General features: G+C 37.9%; 12 protein-coding genes. 2 read left to right on the top strand and 10 right to left on the bottom strand.

All coding sequences use genetic code 11. The features are described from left to right. Positions 1–843: MFS transporter (locus tag BBH99_RS03265; protein WP_066691951.1), on the top strand; the 843-nt coding region annotated here is incomplete at its 5' end. Positions 844–939: 96 nt separating this feature from the next. On the opposite strand, the gene bioA is transcribed toward BBH99_RS03265, so the two are convergent. The 5 genes from bioA to BBH99_RS03290 all read right to left on the bottom strand — a co-directional run bounded on the left by bioA (position 940) and on the right by BBH99_RS03290 (position 5,798). Further along, positions 940–2,229 carry an adenosylmethionine--8-amino-7-oxononanoate transaminase gene (gene bioA / locus BBH99_RS03270; protein ID WP_066691953.1) on the bottom strand — a complete coding sequence of 430 codons (1,290 nt, stop codon included), beginning with the start codon at positions 2,227–2,229 and terminating at the stop codon, positions 940–942. A 209-nt stretch (positions 2,230–2,438) separates the two neighbouring features. Continuing rightward, positions 2,439–3,422, bottom strand: coding sequence for a biotin synthase BioB (gene bioB / locus BBH99_RS03275; RefSeq protein WP_066691956.1), 984 nt, complete (start codon positions 3,420–3,422; stop codon positions 2,439–2,441). 2 nt (positions 3,423–3,424) lie between these two features. Further along, on the bottom strand, positions 3,425–4,036 hold the full coding sequence (gene bioD / locus BBH99_RS03280) for a dethiobiotin synthase (protein WP_066691959.1): 612 nt from the start codon (positions 4,034–4,036) through the stop codon (positions 3,425–3,427). Between the two features lie 36 nt (positions 4,037–4,072). After that, entirely contained in the window at positions 4,073–5,182 is a 1,110-nt protein-coding gene (locus tag BBH99_RS03285; RefSeq protein ID WP_066691964.1) for an aminotransferase class I/II-fold pyridoxal phosphate-dependent enzyme, read from the bottom strand. Beyond that, entirely contained in the window at positions 5,175–5,798 is a 624-nt protein-coding gene (locus BBH99_RS03290) for a hypothetical protein (RefSeq protein WP_066691966.1), read from the bottom strand. Before BBH99_RS03290 ends, BBH99_RS03285 begins: the two co-directional genes overlap by 8 nt. Positions 5,799–5,864: 66 nt before the next feature. Between BBH99_RS03290 and BBH99_RS03295 the strand changes: the two genes are divergently transcribed. Next, positions 5,865–7,352 (top strand): aminotransferase-like domain-containing protein, encoded by a 1,488-nt coding sequence (locus BBH99_RS03295; protein ID WP_066691969.1) that lies wholly within the window; start codon positions 5,865–5,867, stop codon positions 7,350–7,352. A 119-nt stretch (positions 7,353–7,471) separates the two neighbouring features. On the opposite strand, the gene BBH99_RS03300 is transcribed toward BBH99_RS03295, so the two are convergent. From BBH99_RS03300 to BBH99_RS03320, 5 genes are all read right to left on the bottom strand, one after another. Continuing rightward, a complete protein-coding gene (locus BBH99_RS03300; RefSeq protein WP_066691972.1) occupies positions 7,472–8,281 on the bottom strand; it encodes an alpha/beta hydrolase in 810 nt (269 codons plus the stop codon). 154 nt (positions 8,282–8,435) lie between these two features. Continuing rightward, a complete protein-coding gene (locus tag BBH99_RS03305; RefSeq protein ID WP_066691976.1) occupies positions 8,436–9,014 on the bottom strand; it encodes a Crp/Fnr family transcriptional regulator in 579 nt (192 codons plus the stop codon). A gap of 29 nt (positions 9,015–9,043) precedes the next feature. Continuing rightward, a complete protein-coding gene (locus BBH99_RS03310) occupies positions 9,044–9,565 on the bottom strand; it encodes a GNAT family N-acetyltransferase (protein ID WP_066691979.1) in 522 nt (173 codons plus the stop codon). Between the two features lie 12 nt (positions 9,566–9,577). Next, positions 9,578–10,159 carry a 5'-methylthioadenosine/S-adenosylhomocysteine nucleosidase family protein gene (locus BBH99_RS03315; protein WP_066691980.1) on the bottom strand — a complete coding sequence of 194 codons (582 nt, stop codon included), beginning with the start codon at positions 10,157–10,159 and terminating at the stop codon, positions 9,578–9,580. 221 nt (positions 10,160–10,380) lie between these two features. Next, positions 10,381–10,949, bottom strand: a 569-nt coding sequence (locus tag BBH99_RS03320; protein ID WP_066691982.1) for a DsbA family oxidoreductase, incomplete at its 5' end; no start/stop codon positions are given.

Below are 10,949 nucleotides of genomic sequence, written 5' to 3' on the forward strand. Positions count from 1 at the left end.
AATGTAGTAACTCCGGGATATGTTAAAAATAATTTCCCGAAACAGATTGGTTTAATGACAGGAATCTTTGCTGTTTCTATGAATCTTACCGCTGCCCTAGCCTCCGGTTTTAGTGTAAAAATTGGAGAGTGGACGGGATTTGGATGGCGTGGTTCTCTTGGGATCTGGCTGGTAATTGCTGCCCTGGGATTCGTGGTTCTCATTCTGGAAATACTGTTCAATAAGAAAAATTCTGGTCAGCCTAAAACTGCTTTGGGGACTTCCGGTTTTAATATGTTTAAATCTTCCCAGGCCTGGAATATCAGTATTTTTATGGGATTACAATCTTTATTTTATTATTGTATGGTGGCGTGGCTACCTTCATTCCTTAATGATTATCATATGTCTGGTGAAAGTTCGGGCTGGGTGCTGTTTGTGATTCAGATTACAATGATTCCCATAACATTCTGCTGTCCGATCATCGCCAGTAAAATGAAAGATCAGAGAATAATGATCCTTTTCATTTGTGCTTTGATGTTTGGAAGTACCATGATGTTTGTATTTTTAAAATCTCAATGGATCTATGTAAATGCTGTCATTATAGGGATTTCCAATGGATTGTCTTTCAGTTTATCGATTCTGTTTTTCTCTACAAGAACGAAAAGCAGTATCAATGCCGTGAAGATTTCCGGAATGGCACAGTCTGTAGGTTATCTTATTGCAGCATTCGGGCCTCCGGTATTTGGAAAGCTGCATGATTGGGATATTTCATGGAACACTTCATTTTACTTCCTGAGTGTTGCGGTATTAATAATGCTCTATTTCGGGCTAAGAGCTGCAAGAAATAAATATGTAGAGGATTAAGAATTCATAAACCTTGATCTAAAGATTAATGGTAATCCTTAGAGTCATAGAAACCCTATAGGTTCCGAAACCTATAGGGTTTTTTTTGAAAAATATTTAATCTTTAAATAGATCCAGAACCTCCAGAATATTTTGATATACTATATCCAGTTCCTCAGAAGATATACAATAAGGTGGCACCAGATAAAGAACATTCCCTAAAGGCCGCATAATGATTCCTCTCTGTAAAAATTCATTATAAAGTCTTTTCCCGATTTCATTGAAATAAGAAGTTCCCTGCCCAGTTTTAAAATCAAAAGCCAGGATAGTTCCAATGTGGCGGGCATTTTCAACTTGTGGATGTGATGCCAGAGCTTTGATAAACTCTGAATGCTGCTGAGAAATATGTTTGATATTCATTTGGGTTTCTTTTTGAAGTAATAATTCCATACTGGCCAATGCTGCAGTACAGGCTAACGGATTGGCGGTAAACGAATGTCCGTGGAACAAGGTTTTATATTTGTCATCAGACCAGAAAGCTTCATAAATTGTTTGAGAACAGGTTGTAATTCCCATTGGCATAGTTCCACCCGTCAGCCCTTTTGAAAAGCACATGATATCCGGCTGTTCAGTGAGATAATGGGCTGCAAATAGTTTCCCGGTTCTTCCAAAGCCTGTAAAAACCTCATCCTGAATCATTAGTACTCCCTGCTCTCTGCAGAATTTCATCAGATTATTCAGATCTTCTGCATTATACATCAACATTCCTGCAGCTCCCTGAACTAAAGGTTCGTAAATAAAACAAGCCACCTCATCAGCAATATCTTTAATCTGAGATTGTAAGCTTGCCAGATTTCCAGCATTGGGAGTATCAATGAAAATGACTTCAAACAGTCTGCTTTCAAAAGGTTTGGTCCAATAGCTTTTCCCGCTTACAGACATGGCTCCGAAAGTATCTCCGTGATAAGCGTTTTTAAAAGCAAGGATTTTGGTTTTTTCTTTCCCTTGATTGTGTGCATACTGAATACACATCTTTAAAGCGACTTCCACTGCTGTAGAGCCATTGTCAGAATAGAAAACTTTGGCCTGGTTATCAGGTAAAAGTTTCAGTAGATTTTCTGAAAGCTGTGTGGCAGGTTCATGGGTAAACCCTGCAAAAATAACCTGTTCCAGCGTGTTGAGCTGTTCAAATATACGTTGGGCGATATAAGGATGAGAATGCCCATGAAGAGTTACCCACCATGAGGAAACCACATCCATATATTTTTTGCCTTCAGTGTCATAAAGGTAAAGTCCTTGTCCTTTGACGATAGGAATAATCTCGTCGGCAGTTTTCATCTGAGTGTAAGGATGCCAGTTGACGGCTCTATCTCTTTGCTGGAGGCTGTTTGGCGTTATTGTATCCATGATTGATATAAATGTATTGATGACTTATACTTTTTCTCTGCTGAATGTAATGCCTTTGTGAGTGAAAAATAGGCAGCTTCATTATGCTTCTTGTGGTCTTAGCGTTTAAATCAATCAAAAGCTAAAGGAACTTCACAAGCAATTCGTGAATGAAATTCAAAATGCTCAGTATTAAAATCCAGAAACTCATAATGATGATTTACAATTGGTTAACAGCAGGTTTCTTTTTTTATCATTGGCTTTAATCCAAGAGTCTGCAGCATTTGCATATCCTCAGAAACTCCAGGATTAGGCGTGACCAGTAGTGTTTCTCTTTCTCCCGTAAAAATTGAGTTGGCTCCGGCCATAAAACACCATGCCTGTTCTGTTTCCGTCATTTCTATACGCCCTGCACTCAGTCTTACCATGGAAGAAGGCATTACGATTCTTGCAGTGGCAATCATTCTTACCATTTCCCAGGCATCTACTTTTTCGTTATCTTCCAAAGGAGTTCCTTCTACTCTGGCCAATGCATTGATAGGAACAGATTCCGGGTGTTTAGGCATAGTGGCTAATGTTAATAGCATGGAAATTCTGTCTTTGTGGGTTTCTCCCAAACCAATAATACCGCCTGAACATACTGTAATACCTGCTTTTCGGACATTGTTAATGGTATTGATTCTGTTATCGAAAGTTCTTGTAGAGATGATTTCTTCATAATATTGTTCAGAAGTATCAAGATTATGGTTATAAGCATATAATCCTGCTTCCTGAAGCCTTATAGCCTGTTCTTCGGTAAGCATTCCTAAAGTACAGCAGACTTCCAGGCCAAGATCATTCACGCCTTTTACCATATCAATAACCCTGTCAAAATCGCGGTTATTACGAACTTCACGCCATGCTGCTGCCATGCAGAAGCGGGATGAGCCGTTATCTTTTGCTTTTTGAGCATGAGCAATTACGGTTTCAGTAGGTAGCAGAGCCTGTACTTTGATATTGGTATGGTAGCGTGCCGCTTGTCCGCAGTATGAACAGTCTTCCGGGCAGCCTCCGGTTTTGATAGATAGTAAAGTGGAGATCTGTACTTCGGAAGGATCATGCCATTCGCGGTGTACAGTGGCTGCTTTATAAATAAGTTCCATAAGAGGTAAATGGTAAATTTCCTCTATTTCTTCTTTAGTCCAGTTGTTTCTGATGGTTGTTGTTTTATCCATTATCATAATTTTGTTATTGTTAGTTGTTTTGCAATAGCCGTGACGTGTTCTTTATCCGAACTTTTAATTTCGGGTATTTTGATAATTTTTGTTTCTTCCGTAATGGAGTTTAGGATCACACTTTCAGTATCTTCGGGAAATTCTCCGTTAAGAATCAGGTATTCCAGCATAATATTTCTTAGTTGTAAGGCCATGATTGATAGCAAGGTGTGATTGATGCAGCCTAAATAATTTCTTACAACAAGGGCGGCAGGAAGCTTTAGCTTTTCAATCAGGTCAATTATAAAAGTGTCATCCGAAAGCGGAACCATAAGTCCACCTGCTCCTTCTACAATCAGGGAGTTCTGAGTTGCAGGAAGCTGAAAGTCATGAAGTCTGATGTGAATGTTTTCTGCTCTTGCAGACTGATGTGGTGACGCTGCCAATTGGAGTCGATAGGTTTCAGGATGACAGAAGGTGTGATCTGTCCAATTCTCAATTTTATCGGAATCTGTATAGTGCAGATCTCCTGACTGTACAGGTTTCCAGTAATCCGCTTTAAAATATTGTACTAAAATGGCGGAACATACTGTTTTTCCTATTTCAGTTCCTATTCCTGTTATAAATAATTTCATTCCAGATGTTGAGTTACGTGATTCGCGTTGTTTTTCTTAAATAAAGCGTTTAATGATTTCTGTAAGCTTTATAATCTGTGTTTCCGTATTAAAACTGTGAAGACATATCCTGAGTCTTTCAGCTCCTTCCTTTACGGTTGGGCTGTAGATGGCATAGGTTAAAAATCCTTCTTCGGATAAGGTTTTCTGTAAAGATTTCAGCTTTTGGTTGTCAGAAATGATAATTGCCTGTACCGGGCTGCTTTCAGAAGATGGAGACTGAAGTTCCTGACTTCTGAAAATTTTTATGTTTTCTTGAAGTTGTACGGATAATTCTTGATGATCTTCCAAAAAATCATAGCCCGTTTTGATGCTCATCCATTGAAAATCCTGTGCTGAAGTGCTATAGATAAATGGGGATGCAAAATTGACCAGATAAGATTTTACAACATCATTACAAAGTATGGCCGCACCATGAGCACCTAAAGCTTTACCGTAAGTGATGACAATAGCTGCCACCTGATCCTGTAAACCATATTGATTTACCAAACCATTTCCAAAAACTCCGAATGCATGGGCTTCATCAACGATTAAGCTTGCTTCATATTTCTTGGCTAATCCGGCCATTTCACAAATCGGGGCAAGATCTCCCTCCATAGAGTAAAGACTTTCTATTGCGATATAACAATGGCCTTCCTGCCTTTTTAAAACATTTTCCAGATCTTCAATATCATTATGCCTGAATTTTAATTTTCTTGCATTCGACATTTTACAGGCATCGTGTACAGAACGGTGAATCTGTTCGTCCACAATAATCGTATCATGACGATTCGGAAGTGTAGAAAACAAAGCTAAATTGGCGTTATAACCAGACGGGAATAGTAATGCAGAAGAAAAGTGATGCTTTTCAGCAATAAAATTCTCCGTAAAAGCTGCCATACTGCTATTTCCGCTAATAAGTCTGGAGCCTGTGCTTCCAGAAAGCCATTGAGGATTATGATTAATTTTTTCCAGCATTATCCTTTGAAGCTCTTTATTCCCTGCTAATCCAAGATAATCATTGGAATAGAAATCAATTCCTTCGGCCTTGGGCTGTAAAGCTCTTAATGTCCCTGTCTGCCTTCTTTTGTTGAGGGCCTCCTGAAAATGATTAAGGTTTTTAAGCATAATTCAGCTGAGCTACTTCTTCCGTAATAGCATTAATCCATTGGAGGTGCAGTTCTTTTTCAATTTCTAAGATCTTATTTGCGTGCAACTGCCAGTTTTCAGAAAATTCATTGAGTTGGTTAATCATCTCTTCCAGATGTCCTTCTTCTTCCAGAATGATAGATTTTACCATGATTTTAGAAGATTCTTCGGAGAGGATTTCCTGATAAACAGGATAAAGCTCATCAGCACGAACTTCAATGGCGTAGGTTACAAAAAGATAGGCTGCATACTTCAGGTCTTCTTTTGTAAGCTGAAAAACTTCCTGAAGATATCTGCACGCTTTAATATCCAATGAATGCAGATACTGTCTGGTGGCAACAGGTGCAAGAAGTTCTCTGCTTTCATACGTTTTGCAGAGTTCCGGATCTATTTTTCCAATTTGCTTTTTCAGATAATAGGCATGGCGGTGTTCTTCGGCAGCATGTTTAAGCTGAATCTGAGTTACCATCACCGGATGTTCACATTTTGATATTTTTCTTGCACCGGCATTTTCCATAAAAGAAAGGGTGTTCAGCCATTTGGCATGGGTACTGCCATCCTGTACTATTCTTCTGACCAGATGATGAAATTCCATAGATTTTTATTTTGATGTCAAAAGTAGTATATTGCCGGATGGCTCTATGGTGCCAGTTTTTATATTATGGATAGTCCGGTTAAGATTCCTTATGAAAGTTTTATTAAAATAGATAGAAAATCAGAGACTTCTATCTATCTGCAAATTGCGAATCAATTGGTAAATGCTATTCAGAGAGGATTTTTACCGTTTGGAACTAAACTTCCGGGAACCAGGGCTTTCAGTGAGATTCTGGATGTACATAGAAATACAGCAGTAGCAGTATATGATGAACTGTCTGCCCAGGGCTGGGTGGAAAGCTTTCCCAACAAAGGAACATTTGTTATTGGAAAAAATCAGGAAAAGCCTGTTAAAGTGAAAGATTTTGACGAAAACAACCTTCAGAATTATCCTAAAACCACGGGTTTCACGTTTAAGACCTCCAATATCCTGGATAATCCTTTTGAACATTCAGATTGTGAATATGTCTTCAATGATGGGGTTCCGGATATCAGACTTACCCAGATTGGACAACATTCCAGATATTACAGCTCCATTCTTAAACGGAAGTCTAGCCAGAAAGGGCTTGGACATTATAATCATGATGGAAGTGAGTTTTTTAAGGAACACTTGTCCCGGTATCTCAATTTGTCCCGTGGATTACCCATTTCTAAAAATAATCTTCTGATTACAAGGAGTACAGAAATGAGTATTTACATTGTTTCCGAAATTCTTCTGTCTGCGGGTGATACAGTTTTAGTAGGTGATCTGAGCTATTTCTCAGTGAACATGATTTTTCAGAAAGCTGGCGTTACTATTGTTACCCTTCCGATTGATGAGGATGGGATTATCGTGGAAAGCGTTCGGGAGGCCTGTAAAAAGCAGAAAATAAGAATGCTGTATCTTACCCCGCACCATCATTATCCTACAACTGTGGCTTTAAGTGCCCAGCGGAGACTGGAGTTATTGGAGCTGGCTAATGAATACGGATTTGTGATTCTTGAAGATGATTATGATTATGAATTCCATTATGATAAAAGCCCGATTCTGCCTCTTGCAAGTGCTGATACAAATGGAATGGTTATTTATATCGGATCTTTCGGAAAATCGCTGGCACCGGGGTTCAGAACCGGATTTATTGTAGCTCCTGAAAATTTGATGGTGGAAATGAGGAAACACCTCGGAATTATTGACCGTCAGGGTGATATTCTGATGGAAAGAACTTTGGGAGAAATGATTGAAGAAGGAGAAATCAACCGTTATCTGAAAAAATCTTTGAAAGTTTATCAGGAAAGGCGGGATCATTTCAGTACTTTACTTCAGGAAAACCTTGGAGATGTGATTACTTTTGAAAAACCTTCCGGAGGTCTTGCCATCTGGATGGAATGGAATATTCCTATTAATCTGATGCAGCTGAGCCGAAAATGTGCTCAGGACAATCTTTTTATCCCCAAAACATTGCTCTATCAGAATAAAAGGCTTACTGCTATGAGGCTGGGGTTTGGTGATTTGGGTTTTGATGAAATGGAAAAAAGTATTGAAATACTTTCTAAAAATGTAACCCTCTTTCTTTAACTGTTTACCATAAACGTTTTTTCACGAGTGAATTAAATCTCTGAAGCTTTAAAGGAGTTAAAAAAATCCTTTTTAAATTTGATTAAAAAGGACTTTATAAGATTTGTGATGAATCCGTACTACTTGAAATATTTATCAAACAGAGTTAGTTGTTCAGACAATGAACGGCTCCAGTATTGAGTATCGTGAGCCCCTAAGGATTCTGTATACAGATGCTGTATCTTCTGTTCGGTAAGTTTCGCATGGAACTTCCTGTTTTGGCCAATCATCTGAACGTCTTCTGTTCCACAGTCGAAAATATAGTGCTGTCCGGCTGCAGCCATTAATTTGATCTTGCTGTCAGTAAAAAAATTAGTGTTTAGAGATTCCATAAGACCTAATACTTTATTGACCATGTATTTATTATAGCCCTCGCCAAATGAATTAAAGTCTAAGGCGCCACAAGAACTTCCTACAATTCCAAATGTTTTGTTATAGGTAACTCCAATGTTGGTAGCTCCATAGCCGCCCATGCTCCATCCCAGAATTCCACGGAATTTCTTTTCAGCTTTTACCGGATAATTTTTATCAATAAACTCTACAAGCTCTTTTCCGATAAAAGTCTGGTATTGGGAATCTTTAATAACCGGGCTGTCTACATACCAGGAACTGTAATTCCCGTCTGGTAATACATAAATGGTTTTGTACTGTTGTGCTTTCTGAACCAGATCAGGAATGTCTTCTTTTATAATTCTGTCCGGATTGCCGCTGAAGCCATGAAGAATATATACAGATGGATATTTTGTATTGGGTTGTACATTGGGAGTGATGATAATGGTTTTGATCTTTTTATTCATCCTGGGACTGAAAACTTCCTGATGAATGATCTTCTGTGCTGAAAACTGTGCAAAGGCAGTAAGAACAACGGCAATGTTGATTAACTTTTTCATGCTTTTAAAATTTAATTGATGATGGAAAGATCATGAATATACCTTTTCTATAAATGTAAGATCTTTTATTTGAATAATCAATGGTTTCATGATCTTTTGACAGGACAAAGTTGCAGCAATAAAAATGGAAAAGCCTCAACAAATGTTGAAGCTTTTATGAATTGATTTCTTTTTTTATTCGGCTGAGCTGCGTTGGAGTGATTCCTAAATAAGAAGCAATATGATGCTGTTTCAGTCTTTCATGCAGAGATTTATTTTCAAGTAATAACAAATATCGCTGTTTTGCAGTTTCATATTTTAGGGAAACTTCTAATGGTTCTTTTTTTACTACCCAGTTTTTCTCCAGATACCGGATGTGAAAAAGAGCAAGATCATGGCATTTTCCCAATAATTCACGGTACGCTTTAACCGGATATTTAATGACTGAACAATCTTCCAGCGCAATAATACTGAAGTCACTTGGTTCATTTTTGATAATAGCAGATGTAGAAGCTACAAAACTGTTTTCCTCAAAGAAAATTTTATAAATAGAATTTCCTTGCTCATCCATTGTATAGTAGCCTACCAATCCGGATTGTATGAAGTAATAATACCTTGCCATACTTCCGGATTCCAGGAGAAGATCATTTTTTTTATAATGCTCTTCGCTGCAAATATCCATCAAAGCTGTAATAGTCTCCTCTGATAATGGATAGTAGCTGTTGATTTGCTTTAAAAATTGAGAACTGTTCATTGGATAAACGAATTTAGTGATCCTTGACCTTAATCCAGGACTTTCTTCATCATCAGATCTGTCTGTTCTTCATCTCCAAGTCTGAAAATGTGTTTATCAAACTCAACGAAGCCATTCTTCCTATAAAAGTTTAAAGCTCTCAGGTTCTCTTCCCAGACACCCAGCCACAGATATGATTTTTTGAGATGTTGAGCAGTATTGAATGCCTGGTCATACAAAAGCTGTCCTACTTTTTGACCGTGATGGGTTTTCTTCACATAGATCCTTTCAATTTCAAGACTGGTTTCATCGTGAAGTTCAGTCTGTGCTTTGCCGGTATTCATTTTTAGATAACCGACAGGATTATCTTCTTCCCACGCAATATAAAAGTGAGAATCAGGATTATTCAGTTCAGCAGTTATCTTTTCTGTATTGAAGCTTTCTTTCAGGTATTTTTCCATGGCTTCTTCAGTATTGTCTTTTGCAAAAGTTTCAGAAAAAGTCTGAATACCCAGCTTCTGAATAATATCTACGTCTTCAGCAGAGGCTTTGTTGATAATAATTGATGCCATTTTAAATAAGTTTTATGAGAATAATATTTTTTTGAATGCTTCAGAAGCAAGATGTACCTGTACACTCCAGTCATCGGCTGCGTCACTCCCTGCGTCATCAGAGATATATTTTAAGCATAGAAACGGAATGTTTTCTTGCTGTGCAATCAATGCTAAAGGATAGGCTTCCATATCTACAATATTGTAATCTGTTTCAGAATGGTTCATTTCAAAACTGTCGCCACTTCCACAGATTCCTTCTTTCAGACTGTCCATTTTCAGGCCGTATTCCAATACAGGCGGAACTCCGGATAATGGGGTTTCATATAGCTTAAAGCCTAAGCCTCTCACATCCATATCTCTCTGGATAAATTTGGTACAGCAAACCACTTCTCCTTTTTGAAAACCTTTGCTCCCCGCAGAACCCAGATTCACAATTAATTTTGGCTTTCTGATATGAATTTCTTTGGTAAGTTCTATGGCTGCATTCACCTTTCCGATTCCTGTTATTAACTTATTTTTCCCATCGAATACTGTTCCTGCTTCAGAATCCAGTGCAAAAACAAAAAGAGTGTCTGCAACAGGAAAATGAACATCATTATTAATTTTTATCATTGAAAAATATAGATTTATATTGTTTTACAAAGATACGGGAGTTTTGCTGGATTTTGGAAGAATGTTAGCTGTTTTCATATCCTTTCGAGCAATTTTAAATACTAATTGTACTGATTTTTCTCACAAATAGCTTAATTACTATGATATAAATTGAACGATAAAAAATTCCAGATCATGCTAAAAGAAAAACCCCAGACTAAAATAGTCTGGGGTTTATATCATTAAATACTGCATCCATCAGCATCACAGGAAGCTCCTTTGCCTCCCGATAGGTCTTTAAAAGGACTTACCGTTTCTTTATAGGTCTGCTGTAATGCATTCTCAAAAACTTCTACAGGCTGTGCACCCGAAACGGCATATTTACCGTTCAAAACAAAGAAAGGAACTCCTGAAACGCCATTATTTCTAGCTTCCATTATGTCCTGATTCACTTCATAATCCAATTGATCGGAAGTAACCGCTTCTCTTGCCTCATCTTTATCAATACCTAAGTTTTCAGCAAGAGAAATTAGTACTTCAGTATCTCCTACGTTTTTACCATCAATAAAATGAGCAATAAATAATGCTTCTTCCATTTCATTAGACTTGTTATGTTTCTTCGCCAAATGAAGCAGCCTGTGAGCACTGAAAGTATTGGTGATTAAAGTTTTTCCAAAATCAAAGTCAATACCTGCTCCTTTTCCCATCTGGGTAACCTGAGCCAGCATCTGATTGGCCTGGGCTTCACCCACTCCTTTTTTCTCTCTGAAATATCGAATGGTATCTTGAGTGCTATTAGCATCTAATGTTG

It is taken from the genome of Chryseobacterium contaminans (genome assembly GCF_001684955.1).
GTDB lineage: Bacteria > Bacteroidota > Bacteroidia > Flavobacteriales > Weeksellaceae > Chryseobacterium > Chryseobacterium contaminans.

What these genes read in the sequence shown, in the direction of transcription:
- bioA (WP_066691953.1), bottom strand. Translation starts at nt 2,229, where the DNA reads ATGGATACAATAACGCCAAACAGCCTCCAGCAAAGAGATAGAGCCGTC.
- bioB (WP_066691956.1), bottom strand. Translation starts at nt 3,422, where the DNA reads ATGGATAAAACAACAACCATCAGAAACAACTGGACTAAAGAAGAAATA.
- bioD (WP_066691959.1), bottom strand. Translation starts at nt 4,036, where the DNA reads ATGAAATTATTTATAACAGGAATAGGAACTGAAATAGGAAAAACAGTA.
- BBH99_RS03285 (WP_066691964.1), bottom strand. Translation starts at nt 5,182, where the DNA reads ATGCTTAAAAACCTTAATCATTTTCAGGAGGCCCTCAACAAAAGAAGG.
- BBH99_RS03290 (WP_066691966.1), bottom strand. Translation starts at nt 5,798, where the DNA reads ATGGAATTTCATCATCTGGTCAGAAGAATAGTACAGGATGGCAGTACC.
- BBH99_RS03295 (WP_066691969.1), top strand. Translation starts at nt 5,865, where the DNA reads ATGGATAGTCCGGTTAAGATTCCTTATGAAAGTTTTATTAAAATAGAT.
- BBH99_RS03300 (WP_066691972.1), bottom strand. Translation starts at nt 8,281, where the DNA reads ATGAAAAAGTTAATCAACATTGCCGTTGTTCTTACTGCCTTTGCACAG.
- BBH99_RS03305 (WP_066691976.1), bottom strand. Translation starts at nt 9,014, where the DNA reads ATGAACAGTTCTCAATTTTTAAAGCAAATCAACAGCTACTATCCATTA.
- BBH99_RS03310 (WP_066691979.1), bottom strand. Translation starts at nt 9,565, where the DNA reads ATGGCATCAATTATTATCAACAAAGCCTCTGCTGAAGACGTAGATATT.
- BBH99_RS03315 (WP_066691980.1), bottom strand. Translation starts at nt 10,159, where the DNA reads ATGATAAAAATTAATAATGATGTTCATTTTCCTGTTGCAGACACTCTT.